The organism is Xanthobacter versatilis (assembly GCF_043193975.1).
Classification (GTDB): Bacteria; Pseudomonadota; Alphaproteobacteria; order Rhizobiales; family Xanthobacteraceae; genus Xanthobacter; species Xanthobacter autotrophicus_E.
The window spans coordinates 213,331-235,375 of record NZ_JBAFVB010000003.1; the positions used below are offsets into that span (position 1 = coordinate 213,331).

The 22,045-nt window shown below is 68.4% G+C and carries 17 protein-coding genes; 9 read left to right on the top strand and 8 right to left on the bottom strand.

Features of this window, described 5'->3' with window-relative positions; genetic code table 11:
• Window positions 1-19: 19 nt before the first annotated feature.
• The 3 genes from rplI to guaB all read left to right on the top strand — a co-directional run bounded on the left by rplI (window position 20) and on the right by guaB (window position 4,047).
• Window positions 20-601 carry a 50S ribosomal protein L9 gene (gene rplI, locus V5F66_RS08515; protein WP_012115098.1) on the top strand — a complete coding sequence of 194 codons (582 nt, stop codon included), beginning with the start codon at window positions 20-22 and terminating at the stop codon, window positions 599-601.
• A gap of 417 nt (window positions 602-1,018) precedes the next feature.
• Complete coding sequence (locus tag V5F66_RS08520; RefSeq protein WP_394093639.1) at window positions 1,019-2,284, top strand: class I SAM-dependent methyltransferase; 1,266 nt, start codon at window positions 1,019-1,021, stop codon at window positions 2,282-2,284.
• A 230-nt stretch (window positions 2,285-2,514) separates the two neighbouring features.
• Window positions 2,515-4,047, top strand: a complete 1,533-nt coding sequence (gene guaB / locus V5F66_RS08525; protein ID WP_012115100.1) for an IMP dehydrogenase — start codon at window positions 2,515-2,517, stop codon at window positions 4,045-4,047.
• A gap of 121 nt (window positions 4,048-4,168) precedes the next feature.
• Here the strand turns inward: guaB and V5F66_RS08530 are convergent, their stop codons facing one another.
• The 8 genes from V5F66_RS08530 to murA form a co-directional block, all read right to left on the bottom strand.
• Window positions 4,169-4,621 (bottom strand): ion channel, encoded by a 453-nt coding sequence (locus tag V5F66_RS08530; protein WP_012115101.1) that lies wholly within the window; start codon window positions 4,619-4,621, stop codon window positions 4,169-4,171.
• An 89-nt stretch (window positions 4,622-4,710) separates the two neighbouring features.
• Window positions 4,711-5,055 (bottom strand): hypothetical protein, encoded by a 345-nt coding sequence (locus V5F66_RS08535; RefSeq protein WP_394051629.1) that lies wholly within the window; start codon window positions 5,053-5,055, stop codon window positions 4,711-4,713.
• A 127-nt stretch (window positions 5,056-5,182) separates the two neighbouring features.
• A complete protein-coding gene (gene ppx, locus V5F66_RS08540) occupies window positions 5,183-6,694 on the bottom strand; it encodes an exopolyphosphatase (protein ID WP_394051627.1) in 1,512 nt (503 codons plus the stop codon).
• A gap of 10 nt (window positions 6,695-6,704) precedes the next feature.
• Window positions 6,705-8,885, bottom strand: coding sequence for an RNA degradosome polyphosphate kinase (locus tag V5F66_RS08545; RefSeq protein WP_012115104.1), 2,181 nt, complete (start codon window positions 8,883-8,885; stop codon window positions 6,705-6,707).
• 75 nt (window positions 8,886-8,960) lie between these two features.
• Window positions 8,961-9,695 (bottom strand): HdaA/DnaA family protein, encoded by a 735-nt coding sequence (locus tag V5F66_RS08550; RefSeq protein WP_012115105.1) that lies wholly within the window; start codon window positions 9,693-9,695, stop codon window positions 8,961-8,963.
• 2 nt (window positions 9,696-9,697) lie between these two features.
• Window positions 9,698-10,954, bottom strand: a complete 1,257-nt coding sequence (locus tag V5F66_RS08555) for an AI-2E family transporter (RefSeq protein ID WP_012115106.1) — start codon at window positions 10,952-10,954, stop codon at window positions 9,698-9,700.
• A gap of 58 nt (window positions 10,955-11,012) precedes the next feature.
• Window positions 11,013-11,543, bottom strand: a complete 531-nt coding sequence (locus V5F66_RS08560; protein WP_012115107.1) for a CDP-alcohol phosphatidyltransferase family protein — start codon at window positions 11,541-11,543, stop codon at window positions 11,013-11,015.
• Window positions 11,544-11,644: 101 nt separating this feature from the next.
• Window positions 11,645-12,934: a UDP-N-acetylglucosamine 1-carboxyvinyltransferase gene (gene murA, locus V5F66_RS08565; protein ID WP_393999051.1), complete on the bottom strand. Its 1,290-nt coding sequence runs from the start codon at window positions 12,932-12,934 to the stop codon at window positions 11,645-11,647.
• Between the two features lie 716 nt (window positions 12,935-13,650).
• Between murA and V5F66_RS08570 the strand changes: the two genes are divergently transcribed.
• From V5F66_RS08570 to V5F66_RS08595, 6 genes are all read left to right on the top strand, one after another.
• The gene (locus V5F66_RS08570; RefSeq protein WP_012115109.1) at window positions 13,651-13,887 is read left to right on the top strand and encodes an acyl carrier protein; all 237 of its coding nucleotides are present in this window, start codon (window positions 13,651-13,653) and stop codon (window positions 13,885-13,887) included.
• Window positions 13,888-13,996: 109 nt separating this feature from the next.
• Window positions 13,997-15,259: a beta-ketoacyl-ACP synthase II gene (gene fabF, locus V5F66_RS08575; RefSeq protein WP_012115110.1), complete on the top strand. Its 1,263-nt coding sequence runs from the start codon at window positions 13,997-13,999 to the stop codon at window positions 15,257-15,259.
• Window positions 15,260-15,781: 522 nt separating this feature from the next.
• Window positions 15,782-16,816: an endolytic transglycosylase MltG gene (mltG, locus tag V5F66_RS08580; protein WP_394093640.1), complete on the top strand. Its 1,035-nt coding sequence runs from the start codon at window positions 15,782-15,784 to the stop codon at window positions 16,814-16,816.
• Window positions 16,817-16,999: 183 nt separating this feature from the next.
• Window positions 17,000-17,932, top strand: a complete 933-nt coding sequence (locus tag V5F66_RS08585) for a YicC/YloC family endoribonuclease (protein ID WP_012115112.1) — start codon at window positions 17,000-17,002, stop codon at window positions 17,930-17,932.
• Window positions 17,933-17,943: 11 nt separating this feature from the next.
• Entirely contained in the window at window positions 17,944-18,639 is a 696-nt protein-coding gene (gene gmk / locus V5F66_RS08590) for a guanylate kinase (RefSeq protein ID WP_012115113.1), read from the top strand.
• A gap of 373 nt (window positions 18,640-19,012) precedes the next feature.
• Entirely contained in the window at window positions 19,013-22,036 is a 3,024-nt protein-coding gene (locus V5F66_RS08595) for a DNA translocase FtsK (protein ID WP_394093641.1), read from the top strand.
• The last annotated feature ends 9 nt before the right edge of the window (window positions 22,037-22,045 follow it).

A 22,045-nucleotide genomic window follows, 5' to 3' on the forward strand; every position in this document is an offset into this window, starting at 1 on the left:
TACGAACAGGAGACACAAGATGGACGTCATTCTTCTCGAGCGCGTCGCCAAGCTCGGCCAGATGGGCGAAGTGGTGAAGGTGCGCGACGGCTACGCCCGTAACTTCCTGCTGCCGAACGGCAAGGCCCTGCGCGCCACCAAGGCGAACAAGACCCGCTTCGACACCATGAAGATCGAGCTCGAGGCCCGCAACCTGGAGCGCCGCAAGGACGCCGAGGCGGTGGCCGAGAAGCTCAACGGCCAGAGCGTGGCGATGATCCGCCAGGCCGGCGAGAGCGGCCAGCTCTACGGCTCGGTCTCCACCCGCGACATCGCCGATGGCCTGACCGCCGCCGGCTTCACCGTGGACCGCCAGCAGGTCATCCTCAACCACCCCATCAAGACCCTCGGCGTGCACGTGGTCCCGGTGACCCTGCATCCGGAGGTCGAGGTGACCGTGAAGGTCAACGTCGCCCGCAACGCCGACGAGGCCGAGCGTCAGGCCCGCGGCGAGGACGTGCGCACCGCCCGTGACGAGGATGCCGAGATCGAGGCCGAACTCGCCATCGAGCGCGCCGAAGTCGCCGCCGAGCTGGCAGCCGAGGAAGGCACCGAGGGCTGAGGCCTTACCGCCCCCCTTCCATTGGGGGGCGACGCTTTTTTCGACGCGGACAACGAACGGCGTCCCGGCCTCTGTCGGGGCGCCGTTTTCCGTTCTGTGCTTGGTCTTGCTCGCGCGCACGTGACGGCTGGCGGCCGGCTGTCACCCAGGCGCCATATTGCGACGCATCAGCCTTGGTGGTTTCATAAAACCCGTTGCGGCCATCCGGGTGGACCGGCCGGGACGCTTGCCGTGTCACCCTGCGCCAGATCAGGCGCCCATGGGCCGGCGAGCGGACCACAGCCGGATCCGGAGCGTTTTCATTCAGGCCGGGCATGGGGCGCGCACGGGCGCGCCGATGGCGCCGGCCTGCGGGCGAACGCTCCCCAGCCTGGAGCGGGAGAAAGGTTTGGGGCTGAAGCGGAACGGAGGCGGCCGATGGAGCGGTTGCTGGAGAATGTATTGCGGCGGGTGGTCGTTGACGGTCGCCTGAAGGTGACGACCGCATCCGGTCGGACAATGACCCTGGGGAATGCGCCGCCAGGGCAGACGCCCGTCGCGCTTCGCATCACCTGCCCGGCGGCCCAGCGCGACATCTGCCTCGATCCGGAACTGAAGCTCGGCGAAGCCTACATGAACGGCACGCTGGTGATGGAAGAGGGCACCATCGCCGACTTTCTCGATCTGGTCATGGCTCAGCCGCTCGCCGTCAATCCCACGGCGCCGGCCAAGCTGCTCTACCTGCTGCGGCGGGTGTTGCGCCGCATCACGCAATTCAATCCGCCCGGCCGGTCGCAGCGCAATGTAGCGCACCATTACGATATCGACGGGCGGCTCTATTCGCTCTTCCTCGACCACGACCGGCAGTACAGCTGCGCCTATTTCGAGCATGAGGGGCAGAGCCTCGACGATGCCCAGCTGGCCAAGAAGCGCCATATCGCGGCCAAGCTGGTGCTCGACCGTGCCGGCCTCGACGTGCTGGACATCGGCTCCGGCTGGGGCGGGCTCGGGCTCTATCTCGCGGAGATGGCGGGGGCAAAGGTTCAGGGCGTCACGCTCTCGAGCGAACAGCTGGCGATGTCGCGCCACCGTGCCGCCGAGCGCGGCCTCGCCGATCGGGTGAACTTCACCTTACGCGACTATCGCGACGTGGAGGGGGCGTTCGACCGCATCGTTTCGGTGGGCATGTTCGAGCATGTGGGCGTGGGCCATTTCGGCGCCTTCTTCCGCAAGGCCCGCAGCCTGCTGAAGGACGACGGGGTGATGCTGCTGCACGCCATCGGCCGCTCCGATCCGCCGAGCGTCACCAACCCCTTCATCACCAAGTATATTTTCCCGGGCGGCTATATTCCGGCCCTGTCGGAAGTGCTGCCGCATATCGAGCGGGCGGGGCTCGTCGTCACCGACGTGGAGCTCTTGCGCCTGCACTATGCCGAGACGCTGAAGGCCTGGCGCCAGCGCTTCCTGGCCCGCCGGGAGGAGGCTGCCCGGCTCACCGACGAGCGCTTCTGCCGCATGTGGGAATTCTATTTGGCGTCCAGCGAGATGGCATTCCGCCACCAGGGTCTGAACGTGTTCCAGATCCAGCTCGCCCGCCGCCAGCAGTCGGTGCCACTGACCCGCGACTATGTGGCGGCGGCGGAGGATCGCCTGAGGCGTGCGGAAGCAGCGGCCCGCGCGCCGCTGCGCCTCGCCGGAGAATAGAGCGGGCACAGGGACCGGCGGGGTGCCCGTCCGGCCCCGTGCCGGGGCGCGAGGGACCGCCCGCCGCTGCACGCATGGGAGCGTTGCGGCGAATGCCTCGCAACAGGTCTTCTATTCGTCGTGCACTCATGGTATCGGCCACTGCCAACTCGTAGCGGGGTGTTTGACAGCAACCCGTTCCCGCCCCGATCCAGCGGCCCGGCTTCCCGCGCCGCCTTAAGGAGTTGGCCATGACCACCCCGATTTCGAACGTCCCCCCGTCTGCGGCCATCTCCAGCGGCCGCGCGCCGTTCCGCGAGGCGCTGACGTTCGACGACGTGCTGCTGACTCCGGGCGCCTCCGAGGTGATGCCGGGGCAGGTGGATGTCGCCACCCAGCTCACCAAGACCATCAGCCTCAACCTGCCCATCATCTCCGCCGCCATGGATACGGTGACCGAATCGCGCCTCGCCATCGCCATGGCGCAGGCCGGCGGCATCGGCGTCATCCACCGCAACCTCACGCCCGAGCTTCAGGCCGAGCATGTGCGGCAGGTGAAGAAGTACGAATCGGGCATGGTGGTGAACCCGGTCACCATCCATCCCGACGAGACTCTCGCCCACGCCCTCACCCTCATGAAGCGCTACGGCATCTCCGGCATTCCGGTGGTGGAGCGCGGCGTGGGTGCCATCGCCGGGCGGCTGGTCGGCATCCTCACCAATCGCGACGTGCGCTTCGCCCATAATCCCGAGCAGCGCGTGGCCGAGCTGATGACCAAGGACCGGCTCATCACCGTGCGCGAGGGCCAGGTGAACCAGGAGGAGGCCAAGAGCCTCCTGCACCAGTACCGCATCGAGAAGCTGCTGGTGGTGGACAATGACGAGCGCTGCGTCGGCCTCATCACCGTCAAGGACATCGAGAAGGCGGTGGCCTATCCCCACGCCGCCAAGGACGAGCAGGGCCGCCTGCGGGTCGCTGCCGCGACGACCGTCGGTCCCGACGGCTTCGAGCGCACCGAGCGCCTGATCGATGCCGGCGTCGACCTCGTGGTGGTGGATACCGCCCACGGCCATTCCCGCAAGGTGCTGGACCAGGTGGAGCGCATCAAGAAGCTCTCCAACCGCACCCAGATCCTCGCCGGCAACATCGCCACCGCCGAGGGTGCCCGCGCGCTCATCGATGCCGGGGCGGACGCGGTGAAGGTGGGCATCGGCCCTGGCTCCATCTGCACCACCCGCATCGTGGCGGGCGTTGGCGTGCCCCAGCTCACCGCGGTGATGGATGCGGTGGAAGCCGCCCACGCCACCGGCACCCCGGTGATCGCCGACGGCGGCATCAAGTATTCCGGCGACCTCGCCAAGGCGCTGGCGGCCGGAGCCTCCGCCGCCATGGTAGGCTCGCTGCTCGCCGGCACCGACGAAAGCCCCGGCGAGGTGTTCCTCTATCAGGGCCGCTCCTACAAGTCGTATCGCGGCATGGGCTCGGTGGGCGCCATGGCCCGCGGCTCGGCCGACCGCTACTTCCAGGCGGAAGTGCGCGACACGCTCAAGCTGGTGCCGGAAGGCATCGAGGGCCAGGTGGCCTACAAGGGTCCGGTGGGGGCGGTGCTCCACCAGCTTGCCGGCGGCTTGCGGGCAGCCATGGGCTATGTGGGCGGCAGCACGCTGAAGGAATTCCGCGAGAAGGCCCAGTTCGTGCGCATCTCTTCCGCCGGCCTGCGCGAGAGCCATGTGCATGACGTGACCATCACCCGCGAGAGCCCGAACTATCCCACCAGCGTGTGACAGCTATGGGTGATGAGCTTGGCCCATCACCCATCGGTACAGGCCCGCGCGGCGCTTGAGCGCGACCCCCTTGGCGTCGGTCAGAGACCGGCACCGCTCGTTCGAGCAGCGGCGGTTCGGGTCAGGTGGGGTCCGGGCCGCGCATGCGCACGACGAATTCCACCAGGAAGGCCGTCGACCACGCCACCATCATCGGGCCGATGAGGGATTCGAACCCGGCGATGGCGCGGAAGGACTTGGTGATGGAAACCCCGTCCGCGCCCACCGTGGTGTAGGTGGAGATGGAATAATAGACGGCGTCGTGCGGATCGGCGATGGCGCCGAGGGCAACGTAGGCCGTCGCCCAGATGCAGACCTCAAACATATGGGCAAGGCTGAGGCTCAGCACGGTGGCGCTGATGATCACCGCCTCGCGGAATACGTGATCGGAGTAGCTCTTGCCGCGGATGCGCCGGCTGAGGCGCCGGCGGATGATGGCCAGTGAGATGGCGTGGGACACCACCGTCAGCATCGCCAGCGCGATGCAGACCATAAGCAGCGCCAGATATGCGCCCGATCCGATCCCCCCGTTCATGTCGCGTGCCGGCCCCCTCCGCGCGGTGTCGCGCGTCGGGGCAACCTAGCTGCTTCCGGGAGTGAGGAAAATCGCCGGTCGGCCGCTCGTCAGGCGCGGTCGTGATGCGTGCGGGCGGACGACGCGGAGGACTTGGGCGGGGTCACGTCGATCATGCCGTTCTCGTCGGGCGCGCGTTCGCCATTGCCGAAGGGTTGCCCGCTGCGCAGGTCGAACACCCGCACCGAGCCGAAACTGGACGAGAAGCCGCCCCGGGGCATGCCCGGCGCCCGCCCGGTGACCAAGGCGTAGACGCCCCCACCCAGCACAAGGGCCGTGATCACAATGCCGGCGACCACGATCAGGCCGCCCACAAGCGTGAACAGCGCAAGGCCCACGAGGCCCGCGACCACAAGGCCGGCAACTCCGCCAAACAGGTTCAGTAGCTGTTTCATGGCACCAGCGTGAAGGTGGATTGGGGCGGACTTGCGACCGCCCCGCGCCGTCGGCGTGACGCCGGTCACAGGTGTATCAGCGCCCGCCCGAGGCGAGGGGAAGGCTGGCAGACCCCGTCCGGGCGGGTCAGTCGCCCTGTTCGAGCAATGGCTCGCGGCCGATGAGCCGGGCCAGCTGGCGCAGGCGATTATAGACCCGGTCGTTCACCAGCGAGACCACCTTGCGCGGCACGCTCAGCACCAGCTGGTCGCCGCGCACCTGCAGCGGCATCTGCGGCAGGATGCCGGGCATGGCCGCCGACAGCACGTAGGCAACCCGCATCACGGCGCCGAGGATGCGCGCGCGGTCGAGCATGCCGGTGGTGAGCAATTCCAGGATGCGGGTGTCGGATTCGTCGGTATTGAGGCCCATGTGCCGGAAATAGACCGAGAGGGCGATATAGGCCCGGCCGGGATGATCGATGCCGGCGAACGCCGCATGGGCGATCATGTTCAGGCTCTGCTCGCCGCGATAGTCCGGGTGCGCGCGCCAGCTCACGTCCGCCAGCAGGCAGGCGGCGCGGCGCAGGCGCTTCTCGTCCTCCGCTTCCTCCAGCACCGGCGCCGAGGCGAAGAAGCCATCGGTCCAGGCCACCAGCTCCTCCCCGTGGCGGGGCGAGCGGGAGCGCAGCACGTTCATCTCGGCTGCCGCGATCAGGAGCGGGTCGCGGACGCGCTCCTCTTCAGGCATCAGGGAATGCAGCAGGCCCTCGCGCACGCCGAGGGCGGAGATGACCACCTCGGACGGGCGGCCCTGCCGCACGATGTTCTCCAGCACCAGCGCGCCGTAGGCGAGCAGAGGACGGCGGGCGTCGGAGACCACGTCGATATGGGCGAGGGCCTCGGCGTCGGCGCGGTGCACGATGCGGGTGAAGTCCAGCGCCTCGCGGGCGGGAATCACATAGCCGTGCATCACGTGGAGCGGATAGCCCTTGGTGTACATGTGGAGGCGCGCCAGCGCCCGCCACGTTCCGCCCACGGCATAGAAGGTGCGGCCGGCCAGCGCCCCCAGGACCTCGGCCTCGGGGATGGTTTCGCGGACGATCTTCTCCGCCTTGCGCGGCGAGCGGGCCGAGCGGTCCTGCAGGGCGAGCCCGCCGAGCGGCAGGGTGACGCCGGTGCCGATGGCGCGGCCCTTCACGTCCACCAGCTCCAGCGAGCCGCCGCCGAGATCGCCCACGATGCCGTCCGGCGCATGGACGCCGGCCACCACGCCGGCGGCGGCGAGCTCCGCCTCGCGCTTGCCGGTGAGCAGCTCGATCTTGCGGCCGCAGATGGCCTCGCACTCGGCGATGAAGGCCGGGCCGTTCTCCGCGTCGCGCGCGGCGGCGGTGGCGAGGGCATGGACCTCGCCCACCTCCATTGCGTCGCACAGGGCGCGGAACCGCTTCAGCGCGGCCAGGGCACGGTCCACCGCATCCTGCGGCAGGCGCCCGGTGGAGAGCACCTCGCGGCCGAGCCCGCACAGGGCCTTCTCGTTGAAGATGGGCGTGAGCGCGCGGCTCAGCCCCTCATAGACCACGAGGCGGACCGAGTTGGAGCCGATATCGATGACCGCGACCGGCGCTCCCGTGAACAGCCGGCCGGGCGCGCGGGTCACCTCATTACCGTCAGCGACGGACGAAGAGGCTACGCGGCGAAGAATCTTTGAGAGACTTTCCACGTCCGGACAAGCTCGGGTTGGTCATGAAATATTGATGGGCGTTGAACGGCTCTTCGCCCGGCGCGGGGACTATGCGTTCGGAGGAGCCGTCGGGCAAGACACGCCAGCTCTGCTGGTTGTCGATAAGGTTGGCGACCATGATCTGGTCGAGCACCTGTTCGTGCACCGTCGGATTGGTGATGGGGCACAGGGTCTCGACCCGGCGGTCGAGGTTGCGCGGCATCAGGTCCGCCGAGGAGATGTAGACCACCGCATTGGGGCTCGGCAGGCCGTGGCCGGCGCCGAAGCAATACACGCGCGAGTGCTCCAGGAAGCGCCCGACGATGGACTTCACCCGGATGTTCTCGGAGAGCCCGGGAATGCCGGGGCGCAGGCAGCAGATGCCGCGGATGATGCAGTCCACCTGCACGCCGGCGGCGCTCGCCTCGTACAGCGCGTCGATGATCTCCGGATCCACCAGCGAGTTGCACTTCAGCCAGATGGCAGCCGGGCGGCCGGCCTTGGCGAACTCGATCTCGTCGGCGATGTGGTTGAGCAGCCGGGGCTTCAGGCCCGTGGGCGAGACCGCCATGGCGTCCAGCTCACCGGGGGTGGCATAGCCGGTGATGAAGTTGAAGATGCGGGCCACGTCCTGGGCGATCACCGGATCGGCGGTGAAGAAGCTGAGGTCCGTATAGATCCGGGCGGTAATGGGATGATAGTTGCCGGTGCCCACATGGACGTAGGTGGCCAGCTGCGCGCCCTCGCGCCGCACCGCCATGGAGAGCTTGCCGTGGGTCTTCAGCTCGATGAAGCCGAACACCACCTGCACGCCGGCACGCTCCAGGTCGCGGGCCCAGCGGATGTTGGCTTCCTCGTCGAAGCGGGCCTTCAGTTCCACCAGCGCTGTCACCGACTTGCCGGCCTCCGCCGCCTCGGCCAGGGCCTTCACGATGGGGCTGTCGGAGGAGGTGCGGTAGAGGGTCTGCTTGATGGCGACGACGTTGGGGTCGCGGGCGGCCTGGCGGAGAAACTGAACCACCACGTCAAAGGATTCATAAGGGTGGTGAACCAGTATGTCCTTCTCGCGAATAGCGAGAAAGCAGTCTCCGCCGTGGTCGCGGATGCGTTCGGGAAATCGGGCGTTGTAGGCCTGAAACTTCAGGTCCGGCCGGTCCACCGAGACCAGCTGGGAGAATTCGTTCAGGGCGAGCACGCCGCCCACCACGAAGATCTCGTCGTCGTTCACGCCCAGCTCGCGGGCGACGAAATTGCGCAGCTCCGCCGGCATGGCGGCATCCGCCTCCATGCGGATCACCTCGCCGTAGCGGCGCTGCTTCAGCGCGGTCTCGAACAGGCGGACGAGATCCTCCGCCTCCTCCTCGATTTCAAGGTCGCTGTCGCGGACCACCCGGAACACGCCCTGGCCCTTCACCGCATAACCGGGGAAGAGGCGGGAGATGAACAGGCCGATCATCTGCTCCAGGGTGATGAAGCGCAGGGCCCCGGTGCCAAGGTCCGGCAGGCGGATGAAGCGCTCCACCTTGGCGGGGATGCGGATCAGCGCGTTCATGCCCCGCCCGTCCGCCTGCCGCACCAGCTGGAGCGCAAGCGAGAAGCCGAGATTGGGGATGAAGGGGAAGGGGTGCGCCGGGTCGATGGCCAGCGGGGTCAGCACCGGGAAGACGTGGTTGAGGAAATGCCGGTCCAGCACCACCAGGTCTTCGGCCGTGACCTCGACGCCATCCACCAGCACGATGCCGACGCCGGCGAGGTCGTGACGCAGCTCCAGCCAGCGGCCCTGCTGGTCGGAGATGAGCTGGGCGGCGCTGGCGAGGATGGTGGCCAGCTGCTCCGAGGGGGTAAGGCCGTCGGGGCTCGGGGTCTGCACGCCCTCGCGAACCTGCTCCTTCAGGCCCGCCACGCGAACCATGAAGAACTCGTCGAGGTTGTTGGCCGAGATGGAGAGGAAGCGCAGCTGCTCCAGCAGGGGGTGGTTGCGGTTCTCCGCCTCCTCCAGCACCCGCCGGTTGAAGTGCAGCCAGGAAATCTCGCGGTTGATGAAACGCTGCGGCGATTGCGCCAGCGCCAGCACCTCCGCTGCGCCCGCCGGGATCTCGACCTCCGCGAGAGCTGCAGCCTCGTTCATACCCATGCTCGGTCCCCCGCGTTTCGGCCGGACCATGGCCGCGTTACATGACTACTCTATGACGCCCCGGCGGTATCAGTCTTCTTCCCCGTGGACGTCGGGGAAGGGCGGGTCTTCGCCCAGTTCCTCGCCGAGCTCCTTCAACACCTGGGCCGCCAGCGCCCGCGTCACCGGGCGCCGGGCTGCGAGGGCGGCCGTATCCAGCGCATCGACGATGCGCTTGGCGCCGGCCACGGTGCGCTGCATGCGCATGAGGAGGTACTGGACCGTGGCTTCATCCACCGAAAGCTGGCGATCCGCGAACAGCTTCACCAGCACCGCCGCCAGCAGGGCGTCGTCCGCAGGCGCGATCTCGAACACCGGCACGGCGCGCAGCCGCGAGGCGAGGTCGGCGGTGGCGAGACTGAAGCTTGAGGGCGGCGTGCGCGCCGTCATCAGCAGGTAGGCCTGCTGCTCGCGGGCGAGGTTGAGCAGGTGGAACAGGGCGGCCTCGCTGAAGGTGCCGGCCGAAAGGTCCTCCAGCACCAGGGCGCCGCTAGCGAGGGCCTCGGGCACGCCTTCGCGGGTCAGGGCGCGGGCGTCGAGGGTCCGCGCGCCGGAGCGCTCGGCGAAGATCGCCGAAAGGTGGCTCTTTCCAGCGCCCTCCGGCCCCACGATGCACACCACCCGGGCCGGCCATTCGGGAAAGGCGTCGATGAGGGCGAGGGCGGCCGCGTTGCCGGGCGCCGCGAGGAAATCCTCGCGCCGGAGCGCCGGGTAGGCCGGCAGGTCGAGGGGAAGCTGGCGCGGACGTCCGTCGCGCTCTGCCATGCTCAGGGTGTCCCCGGTGGTGGCAGGGCGTCGTCCGGGGTGCCCTGGTACAGCGCCGACTGCATGTAGCGGGTGATCACGAAGCGCACCAGCACCCCCGTCACCGCCGTGAGCGGCACCGCGAGCAGCAGGCCAACGAAGCCGAACAGGTAGCCGAAGGCGAACAGGGCGAACATGAGCCAGACCGGATGCACCCCGATGCTGTCGCCCACCAGCTTGGGCGAGAGCACGTAGCCCTCGATGGTCTGGCCGGTGACGAAGATGGCCAGCACCGTGCCGATCATGCCCCAGTCGGGAAAGAACTGGACGATGGCGACGCCCATGGCCAGCACGAAGCCGGTGAGCGAGCCCACATAGGGAATGAAGGTGATGACGCCGGAGACGATGCCGATGAGCAGGCCGAAATTCAGCCCCGCCATGGTCAGGGCCACCGCATAGAAGGTCCCGAGCAGCAGGCACACCATGGCCTGCCCGCGCACGAAGCCCGCCACCGCCATGTCCATGGCGCGGGCAAGGCCCCGCACTTCCGTGCGATGGGGCAGCGGCACCAGCTGGTCCACGTAGGCGACCATGTTGTTCCAGTCGCACAGGATGTAGAAGACCACCACCGGCGTCACCACCAGCAGCGCGAACAGCGCGATCAGCGCCTGCCCCCCGGACCACACGGAGGAGAGCAGGCCCACCAGGTGGCTGACCCCCTGCGTCATGAGATCGGAGATGGAGCGCTGCATGTCGGGCAGGCGGTCGCCGACGATGCCGCTCAGCCACTCGCGGTTTTCCTCGGTCAAGAGCCCCTGCAGCCGGGCCACATAGGCGGGCAGCCGCTGGATGAACTCGAACATCTGCGAGGACAGCAGCGGCAGGGCGAGCAGGAAGAACAGCACCACCAGCAGCAGCATGATCCCCACCACCACCAGGGCGGAGAGGGTGCGGGCGACGCCGATGCGTTCCAGGCGCGCCACCACGGGATTGAGGAAATAAGCCAGCACGATGCCCGCCACGAACGGCAGCAGGATGCCGCTCAACAGCCACAGCGCGATGGCGGTGAGGATGAGGGCGGTCACCCAGAAGCGCATCTGGAAGCGGACCGGCAGGGTGCTTTCCTCAGGCTCCAAGTCAAGCGGGCGGCGGTCCGACGCGGGGCGGCTTGGCGCAGGATCGTCCGGCACGCCGGGCGCACGAACCCGGCCGCCGTGCGCCGGGCTGACGGCGGCTGCGGAGTTGCGGGGGTCGCGTTCGCCGATCAACTCACGATCCATCAGCTTGCCGTTCGTGAGTGCGCCATTCGTCGGTTCGCCAGTTTCAACTGACTGTGCGTCAATTCGCAACGTGGCGCGTCCATGCGGCGAGATAGGCAGCGGCCGAAAGTCCCGTCAAGAGCCCGACCATCACCAGCCCCACCTGGAACAGCCCCGGCAGGTCCAGACCGAAGCCGGACGCGGCCAGCACGAAGGCTGCGAACACGATCTGCACCGCCGTGTTCACCTTGGAGACCAGCAGCGGGCTGATGGCCACGGGCTTGGCCATGACCAGGGACAGCACCACCGCCCCGATGATCATCACGTCGCGCGACACCACGGCGATGGCCACCCAGCGCGGGATCAGGCCGCAGACCGCCAGCGCCACGTAGATGGAGATGAGCAGGGCCTTGTCGGCCACCGGATCGAGATAGGAGCCGAGCTCCGTCTGCATATCGAACCGCTTGGCGATGAAGCCGTCGAGCGCATCGGAGATGCCGGCCGCGAGGAACAGCCAGAACGCCAGCGCATATTCGCTGGAGGCGATCGACCAGACCACCGCCGGCACCAGCAGGATGCGCATGAGGGTGATGATGTTCGGCAGGCTCACCTCGTCCTCCGCGCCGCCGGGAGGATGCCGGCCGCCTCGATCGCAAGCCGGCCGGATATCGCGTTCCCTGTCTTGATGCTAGGCGCTGTCCACGCCCCGGATCATCCGCTGATGCGCTCGATCTGCGCGCCGCACCGCGACAGCTTCTCCTCCAGCTTCTCGAAGCCGCGGTCGAGGTGGTAGACGCGCTGGACCATGGTTTCGCCCTCCGCCGCGAGGCCGGCGATGACCAGGGAGACCGAGGCGCGAAGATCGGTGGCCATCACCGGCGCGCCGGTCAGTCGCTCCACCCCCTCCACCACGGCGGTGTCGCCATCGAGGTGAATGCGGGCGCCGAGCCGGGCCAGCTCCTGCACATGCATGAAGCGGTTCTCGAAAATGGTCTCGGTGATGCGGGAATTGCCCTTGGCCTTGGTCATGAGCGCCATGAACTGGGCCTGGAGATCGGTGGGGAAGCCGGGGTAGGGGGCGGTGGTCACGTCCACCGGCAGGATGCCGGCGCCGTTGCGGCGCACCCGGATGCCCTCGTTGGTGGCGTCGATCTCGGCGCCGGCCTGGCGCAGGGCGTCCAGCGCGCTTTCCAGCAGGTCGGGCCGGGCGCCGGCGAGCATCACGTCGCCGCCGGTCATGGCTGTGGCCATGGCATAGGTGCCGGTCTCGATGCGGTCGGGCAGCACCGCGTGGCGGGCGGCCTTCAGGCGGGCCACGCCCTCCACATGGATGGTGGAGCTGCCGGCACCGGTAATGCGGGCGCCCATCTTGATGAGGCAGTCGGCGAGATCCACCACCTCCGGCTCGCGGGCGGCATTCTCGATGATGCTGTCGCCGCGGGCGAGGGTGGCGGCCATCAGGGCAGTGTGGGTGGCGCCCACGGACACCTTGGGGAACACGATGCGCGCGCCCTTGAGGCCCTGGGGCGCCTTCGCCACCACATAGCCGGCATCGATCTCGATCTCGGCGCCGAGGGCGCGCAGGGCATCGAGATGGAAATCCACCGGCCGGGTGCCGATGGCGCAGCCGCCGGGCAGCGACACCTTGGCCACGCCGATGCGGGCCAGGAGCGGCCCCAGCACCCAGAACGAGGCGCGCATGCGCGAAACGAGGTCGTAGGGCGCCGTGGTGTCCACGATCACCCGCGCGTCGATCTCCAGCGTCTGGCCGGCATAGGGATCGTCGCCGTTGCGCTTGCCGTTGGTGGTGATGTCCACGCCGTGATTGCCGAGGATGCGTTGCAGCAGCGCCACGTCCGCGAGGCGCGGCACGTTCTCGAGAATCAGCTTCTCCTCGGTCAGGAGGCTGGCGATCATCAGCGGCAGGGCTGCGTTCTTCGCACCGGAAATGGGAATGGTGCCCTTGAGCTCGTTTCCGCCGACGATGCGAATCTTGTCCATGCGCTACCTGTGCCTCCTGCCGGCTGGCCCCCCCAAAGCCGGCCGACCATCAAATTCAAGGGAAAAGCTCTAGCCCGGCTCGCCGTCCGGCACAATCTTGGCGGCACCCACAGCCAGCGCCGTGCTACCGCCGCGCGCAGGGTTTTCACCGCTATTCGTGCCGTCCGGGGGTTTTTCGGCAGCAGGGGGGAGACCCTGGTCCGGCCCGGATCCGGCAAGGGAGGCGGCCTGCGGAGGGGTGCCCGCGGCCCGCGCGCGGCGCGCGGGGGACGTTTCGGCTTCACCCGCGCGCCGCGCGCGGGATTGCGCCTTGCGCCGCGACAGGTTCGCACGCAGGGCGGCGGCGAGGCGTTCCGATCGGTCCTTGCTCCCGGGCATGGAAGGTAAGTAGCCGGCGCATACGGGCGGCGCAAGAAGACCAATCGCCGACATGATCGCCGTTACGTGAGCCATTCCCTTGCCGGCCTTGCGGAGCTTGGCTGGCCTTGCCGCGGGGAGTGTGCTAACGAGCCGCATTGCTGGGCCGGGAAAGGGCGCCTTCAAAGGGCTCTACTCATCCGTGCGCGGCGGTGGGAGCTGTCCGGCCCGATCCACGTGCCGCCCGCGAGGAACGTTCCTTGCGGCGGAGGGGGCTGGGCACGGCGGAAAAAAGGCATTATGCCCTCCACCAGCCGCCGAACGGCAACGGGATTATCCGAACAACGAGGGTTGCATCTATGAGTGACATCGCCGAGCGGGTGAAGAAGATTGTCGCGGAGCATCTGGGGGTGGAACCCGAGAAGGTCACGGAGAGCGCCTCCTTCATCGACGATCTCGGCGCCGACAGCCTCGACACCGTGGAACTCGTGATGGCCTTCGAGGAGGCTTTCAACTGCGAGATCCCGGACGATGCCGCCGAGACGATCCTGACCGTGGGTGACGCGATCAAGTTCCTGGAAAAGAACGCGGCTTGATTCTCACGCCTGTTCATTCGACGGTCGCGCGGCGCTTGGCGCCCGCGGCCGTTGTCGCACCGGGTCGCGCGCAAGCCGCGCCAATGGCCCGCCTGCCGGAGTTTTTCCCATGAGACGTGTTGTCGTCACCGGCCTCGGCATGGTGACGCCGCTCGGCTGCGGCGTCGAGCCGACCTGGCGGCGGCTCATCGCCGGCGAGAGCGGCGTGAAGGCGGTCAGCCATTTCGAAGTGGCAGACCTCGCCTGCAAGATCGCCGCGAATGTTCCGCGCGGTGATGGTTCCGACGGGACCTTCAATCCCGACCAGTGGATGGAGCCGAAAGAGCAGCGCAAGGTGGACGAGTTCATCGTCTATGCCATGGCTGCCGCGACTCAGGCGCTGGATGACGCCGGCTGGCACCCATCCTCCTACGAGGACCAGATCAACACCGGCGTGCTCATCGGCTCCGGCATCGGCGGCATCGAAGGCATCGCCGAATCAGCCCTGCTGCTCAAGGAGCGCGGGCCGAGACGCATCTCGCCCTTCTTCATTCCCGGCCGTCTCATCAATCTGGCCGGCGGCTACGTCTCCATCACCCACGGGCTGAAGGGGCCGAACCACGCCGTGGTTACGGCCTGCTCCACCGGCGCCCATGCCATCGGCGATGCCGGGCGGCTCATCGCGCTGGGGGATGCGGACGTGATGGTGGCCGGCGGCACCGAATCGACGGTCAACCGCCTGGCGCTGGCCGGCTTTGCCGCCTGCAAGGCGCTCTGCACCGCCTTCAACGACGACCCCACCCGCGCCTCGCGCCCCTATGACAAGGACCGCGACGGCTTCGTGATGGGTGAGGGCGCCGGCGTGGTGGTGCTTGAGGAGCTCGAGCATGCCAAGGCGCGCGGCGCGCGCATCTATGCGGAACTGGTGGGCTACGGCCTGTCGGGCGACGCCTTCCACATCACCGCCCCCTCGCCGGACGGCGACGGCGCCTTCCGCTGCATGCAGGCGGCTCTGAAGCGGGCGGGCCTGACGGCGGGTGACATCGACTACATCAACGCCCATGGCACCTCCACCATGGCAGACGAGATCGAGCTGAAGGCGGTGGAACGGCTGCTCGGCAATGCCGCGGCGACCACCTCCATGTCGTCCACCAAGTCGTCCATCGGTCACCTGCTCGGGGCCGCCGGCGCGGTGGAGGCGATCTTCTCCGTCCTCGCCATCCGCGACCAGATCGCCCCGGCGACGCTCAATCTCGACAATCCGTCGGTGGAGACTCCCATCGATCTGGTTCCGCTCAAGGCGAAGCCGCGCAAGATCGACGCCGTGCTCTCCAACTCCTTCGGGTTCGGCGGGACCAACGCATCCCTCATCTTCCAGCGCTTCGACGCCTGATGCTGCGCCGGCCGGGGCCTTGCCCCGACCGGTCCTTGCCCCGGTTGTCTCCTGCCTCAGCTTCGGGCTCGCCGCCGGACGCCGCCGCCCGGTCGAAGGGCCAGAGGACGCACGGCACTATGCCGCCGTTGCGCCTGAATGTGCCTTTAGCAAGCCTCCCATGCGGCGGCGTTCCGGCCCAAACGTTTGACCGCGCGCCTTCGCCGACGACAAGGGAGCCCTTGGATGGCCGAATCCAACGACGGATCACCAAAGGCCGTAGTACCGGACGCCACCGGACCCGACGGGTCGATTGTGCCCCCGGCCGATGTGACCGCGACCGCCAGCACCGCAGCGGCGGCCGGCCCCGCCGCAGGGTCCGCCCCGTCCGCGCCCGCGTCCGCCAGCGCCAAACCTGCGCCCAAGCCCCTTGCGCCCAAGCCCCCGGCGCCTAAGCCCGCGCCCAGGGGATCGGCGCGATCCGGCCGCGATGCCCGGCAGACCAAGGCGGCGCGCCCCTCGCGCGCGGCGCGGCATCCGGCGGTGACCGTTCTCAGCGGCCTCTTCACCTTCCTGCTGTTCCTCGCGGTCGGCGGTGGCCTCGGGGCCTGGTACGCCGAGCGCGCCTTCTATGCCCCCGGCCCCCTCGCCACCGAGAAGGTGGTGAACATCCCGCGCGGGTCCGGCGTGCGCGACATGGGCGACATTCTCGAGCGCGAGGGGGTGATCACCAACGCCCTGCTGTTCCTGGTCGGCCAGCGCATTGCCCGGCCCGATGCCAGCTTCAAGGCCGGCGAATTCGTCTTCAAGCCCGGCCAGTCGCTGGCGAGCGTCATCGACACCCTGGCCGCCGGCAAGATGGTGGTGCACCAGATCACCATTCCCGAGGGCCTGACCAGCCAGCAGGTGGTCAAGCGCCTGATGGACAACGAGCTGCTCACCGGCACCCCCGCCGTGCCGGCCGAGGGGACGCTGCTGCCCGAGACTTACCAGATCACCCGCGGCCAGACCCGCGAGGAGGTTCTGAAGAAGATGGCCGAGGAGCAGCGCAAGCTGCTCGCCACCCTCTGGGCCAAGCGCGCGCCCGACGTGCCGGTCAAAAGCCCGCAGGAACTGGTCACCCTCGCCTCCATCGTGGAGAAGGAGACCGGCCTTGCCGCCGAGCGGCCCAAGGTGGCCGCGGTGTTCGTCAACCGGATCAACAAGAAGATGCGGCTCCAGTCGGATCCGACCATCATCTACGGCATCGTCGGTGGACGCGGCTCCCTGGGGCGGCCCATCAGCCGCACTGACATCGCCACCGCGACGGCATATAATACCTACGCCATCGACGGCCTGCCGCCCGGCCCCATCTGCAATCCGGGGCGCGACGCGCTGGCGGCAGTGGCCAATCCGCCCAAAACGAAGGATCTGTTCTTCGTCGCGGACGGCACGGGTGGCCACGCCTTCGCCGAGACGCTGGCCGACCACAACAAGAATGTCGCCCGCTGGCGCGCCATCGAGCAGGGCAACGCCCCAGCCGCCCCGGCTGCCGCGGGCACGCCGGCCCCGACGGCGGCGCCGAATTCGGGCAACTAGGGCATGCTCTGATCCGATCGCATGGCGATTATGGTCGGATATGTCTTCAAGGCAGGCCTGAAGCCGGATCACAATGTCCCGGCCTCAGGTTATTGTGTTAAGCGGTTTCAGGACGCAGGACCGTTGGCCCGTCTTCCGAAACGCCCTTGACCCCTTGAGCGCGGCGTCGCCGCAGGATCGAACATGAAGCGTGCCGCCGTGACCACCAACCGCGTTCCGGCTTCGGCCCGGGCCCCCCTCGCCAGCATGACTGGCTTTGCCCGCGTTGCCGGCTCCCATGGGCCGTGGCGGTTCGGCTGGGAGGTGCGTTCGGTCAACGGCAAGGGGCTGGACCTGCGGCTGCGCCTGCCGCCGGGCTTCGAGGTGCTGGAGGCGGACGTGCGCACCCGCACCGGGCAGGTCCTGACCCGCGGCTCGGTCTCCGCCACCCTCGCCGCCACCCGCGAGGGGGAGACCAGCACGGTTCGGGTCAACCAGGGGGCGCTGGAGGCGCTGTACCGGACGGTGTCCGAGAGCGCTCGCCGCCTCGGCGCGCCGGAGCCCACCCTCGACGCCCTGGTGGCGGTGAAGGGCATGGTGGAGATCGCCGAGGCCGATGAGGGCGAGGAGGAGCGCCGCGCGCTCATGTCCGCCATGCTCTCGGCCTTCGACCGGGCGTTGGGGGAACTCGGCGCCATGCGCGCCCGCGAGGGCGAGGCGCTCAATGCCATCCTCTCCGAGCGGCTCGATGCCATTGCCGCCCTGCTGGTGCGGGCCGAGCGCCTGCCCGAGCGCGGCGTCGAGGCCATCAAGGCCCGCATCGCCGAGCAGGTGCGGGTGCTGATGGAGGCCGCCACCCTGGATCCCGACCGCCTGCACCAGGAGGCGGTGCTCGCCGTCACCAAGGCCGACGTGCGTGAGGAACTGGACCGGCTCAGCGCCCATATCGCCGCCGCGCGCGACCTGCTGCACACCGGCGGCCCGGCCGGCCGGCGGCTCGATTTCCTGGCCCAGGAGTTCAACCGCGAGGCGAACACCCTGTGCTCCAAGTCCAATTCCGTGGCGCTGACGCAGATCGGGCTTGACCTGAAGCTGCTGGTGGACCAGTTCCGCGAGCAGATCCAGAACCTCGAGTGAAGCCCGAACCCATGCCGCAATCCGCCTCTTCCTCCGTGTCGTCGCACTTCGCGCTGCCGGGCTGGAAGCCGGGCGCGGGCATCCTCGCGCGGCGCGGGCTGATGCTGGTGCTGTCCTCGCCATCGGGCGCAGGCAAGACCACCCTGTCGCGCAAGCTGCTGGCGAGCGACGATCGAATCACCATGTCCGTGTCCGTCACCACGCGGCCGCCCCGGCCGGGCGAGGTGGAGGGCAAGGACTATTATTTCGTGGACGTGCCCACCTTCCACCGCATGCGGGACGAGGGCGAACTGCTGGAGCACGCGGTGGTGTTCGACAATCTCTACGGCACGCCGCGCCCCGCCGTGGAACTGGCCCTATCCGCCGGCCGGGACGTGCTGTTCGACATCGACTGGCAGGGCACCCAGCAGTTGGGCGAGACCGCCCAGCAGGACCTGGTGAAAGTCTTCCTGTTGCCGCCCACCGCCGCGGACCTTGAGCAGCGCCTGCGCTCCCGCGCTCAGGATTCGGAAGAGGTGGTGCACCAGCGCATGGCCAAGGCCTCCGACGAGATCAGCCACTATACCGAATACGACTACATCATCATCAACCACGAGGTGGACGACAGCCTCGTCAAGCTCACCGCCATCCTGCAGGCGGAACGGCTGAAGCGCCGGCGCCTGACCGGCCTGTCGAGCTTCGTGAAGGGCCTGCGCGACGCCCTGTGAGGCGTTCCATCGCGAGATGCCCGCTTGTCCGCGACAGGCAGTCGCGCCTGCGCCAATTCCCCCACACATTTGAGCAATGAACGCCCCGTGCCCGGCAGCCCGGACGCGTGGGCGTGCCGCATATCCCCGCCTGCCATTCCCCTTCGGGAGGGGGTCCCCGCCATCCACAGGCGACGGTAATTAAGAACCGTTGCGCCGGGGGTGCAAACCTCCCCTTAACGCGGGGGCTCTAAGCCTTGGGGAACGGCGCCGGTGCTGCGGGCTACGGATCAGTATGTCTTCCTTCAACCGTCCTCCCAGATCCTTTGGATATCCTGCTTTCAACGAGGAAGCGGACTATGCGCCGCCGGCTGCCTATGGCGGCAGCGGCAGGGTGACGCCGTCACTCGGCGCCTTCGCGCCGGAGTACCGCGCTCCGGTGGAGACGCCCGCGGCCACGCTTACCCACAGCTGGATCGACCTGGAGCTGATTCCGAGCTGGCTGCGGCCCTTCACCCTCGACGCCAATACCCGCTTCACCCGCACGCCGGACCATTTCCTGCGTCCGCGCGAGGCGGAGGCCCTGCATGAGCCGTCGGGCCTGCCCGGCATCGAGGAGCATGTCGGGGCGCTGAGCGAGGCGCAGACCGCCCCGGTGCCGGAGATTTCGAGCCGGAGCTGGCATTTCGTGCTCGACCCTGCGGACGACGCGGCGGTGGTGCCGGGGGCGGCGGTTGCCGCCGCCATCGACCCGCCCGCGCCGGTCGATATCGAACTCGCGGCCGAGGTTTCCGACGAGGTCGCAGTCCTCGCGGTTGATGCCATGCCGGCGGAAGCGCTCGTGGACGACGGGCCGCTCCTCGCCCCCGGCACGGCCGAGGCTTGGGGCGCGGATGCGCCTGCGGCTCTCGCGGAACATGAGCCACAAGAAGCCTTCGCTGTTCAGGAGGCCCTCGCCCTGCAAGAGGTGGTCGAAGCGCAGGTCGCGTTCATGGACGACCCGTCCGACGCGTCCGTTGAGGCCGCTGCACTCGAAGTCGCGGTTCCGGAGCCGGATGAGGATCTGCCGCCCCATTTCGAGGCCCTGTCGCGTCTTCTGGTCCTTGGCCGCTCCGCCGTGCCCCCCGCCCATGCCGAGGAGCAGGATCTTGCTCCCTCCGACCGCGATGATCAGGCCCAGCCGCTGGATGCTGCTTCAATCGAGGACGCGGCCATCTGCGACGCGCCGGTGGCGGGTGAGACGGAGGCTGATTCGGACGCTGAGGACGAGCGTGTCGAAGACGAAATGATCGACGATGCCGACCTCATGGCCGAAGTGGAGGTCGAAGAAGACCTCGCCATAGATGCTGAGTCGGACGCCGCCGAGGCGGAGGCCGGGGAGCCAGAGGTTGACGCCGAGGAGGCCGATGAAGAGGTCGACTTCGACGCCGAGGAGGACGCCCTGCTCCTCGCCTCGGACGATGCCGACGTTGAAGCTGAAGACGAAATGGCCGACGCGTCTGAAGGCGACGGAGACACTTACGAGGACGCCGCCGAAGCCGAGGATGAGGACGAAGACGATGAGGACGGCGGGGACGAAGATCTGCTCCTCGCCGACGACGCGGAACTGGCCGATGAAGCCGACGCCGGCGACGACGGCGAACCTCTCGCCGCGGCTTCCGCTTTCTCCGGCCTGCCGATCCTGACGGAGCCGGGGCCTTCGCTCTGGCAGCCTTACCAGACGAGCATCACCGCCCATTTCCTGGGCGCGGTAGCGCCGCTCGGGTTCGCGCCGACTGCCCTTGCGGCACCCGTGCCTGCGGCCAGCGCGATGGACTCATCGCCCGCGATCCTTCCGGCCCCGGTTCTCGCCGCCCCGGTTCTTGCGGGCCTGGACGATGACCAGGCGCGTGACGGTAATTTCTATGATCTGCCGCCCCTCGACCTGCTGCGCGAGCCGCCGGTGGTGGAGCCGGACTATGAAATGTCCGAGGAGTTCCTCGACCAGTCTTCCACCATGCTTCAGCAGGTGCTGCGCGATTTCGGCGTGCGCGGCGAGGTCATCGACGCCAATCCCGGCCCGGTGGTCACTCTCTATGAGTTCGAGCCGGCGCCGGGGGTGAAGTCCTCCCGCGTCATCGGCCTGTCGGCGGATATCGCCCGCTCCATGAGCGCGGTGTCCGCCCGCGTGGCGGTGGTGGAGGGGCGCAACGTCATCGGCATCGAGCTGCCCAATCGGCGGCGCGAGACCGTGTGGCTGCGCGAGCTTCTCTCCAGCCACGAATTCGTGGAGACCCATCCCAAGCTCGGCCTGTGCCTCGGCAAGACCATCGGCGGCGTGCCGGTGATCGCGGACCTGGCCCGCATGCCCCACCTGCTGGTGGCCGGCACCACCGGTTCGGGCAAGTCGGTGGCCATCAACACCATGATCCTGAGCCTGCTCTACCGGCACACGCCGGATGCCTGCCGGCTCATCATGATCGACCCCAAGATGCTGGAATTGTCCGTCTACGAGGGCATCCCGCACCTGCTCACCCCCGTCGTCACCGACCCCAAGAAGGCGATCATCGCGCTGAAGTGGGCGGTGAAGGAGATGGAGGAGCGCTACAAGAAGATGAGCCGCCTCGCGGTGCGCAACATCGACGGCTTCAACGCCCGCGTGAAGGAGGCGGCGGAGAAGGGCGAGGTCATCACCCGCAACGTGCAGGTGGGCTTCGACAAGGAGACCGGGGAAAGCCTGTTCGAGGAACAGGAGATGGACCTCACCCCGTTGCCCTACATCGTTGTCATCGTGGACGAGATGGCCGACCTGATGATGGTGGCGGGCAAGGAGATCGAGGGCGCCATCCAGCGCCTCGCCCAGATGGCCCGGGCCGCCGGTATCCACCTCGTGATGGCCACCCAGCGCCCCTCGGTGGATGTGATCACCGGCACGATCAAGGCCAATTTCCCCACCCGCATCTCGTTCCAGGTCACGAGCAAGATCGACAGCCGCACCATCCTCGGAGAGATGGGCGCCGAGACGCTGCTGGGGCAGGGCGACATGCTGTTCATGGCCGGCGGCGGGCGCATCACCCGTGTCCACGGGCCATTCGTGTCCGACGGCGAGGTGGAGAAGGTGGTGGCCTTCCTCAAGGCCCAGGGCGGTCCGGACTATCTGGACGCCGTGATCCTCGACGAGGATGCGGAAGTGGACGACGAGGATGACGCCGTGTTCGACCGTTCCAGCCTCGGCGAGGCCGGGGGCGATCTCTACGACCAGGCGGTGGCCATCGTGATGCGCGACCGCAAGGCGTCCACGTCCTACATCCAGCGGCGGCTCCAGGTGGGCTACAACAAGGCCGCAAGCCTCATGGAGCGCATGGAGACCGAGGGCATCGTCGGCCCCGCCAACCACGCCGGCAAGCGCGAGATCCTGACCTTCTCCCGGCCGGGGTGAAGTGCGGGG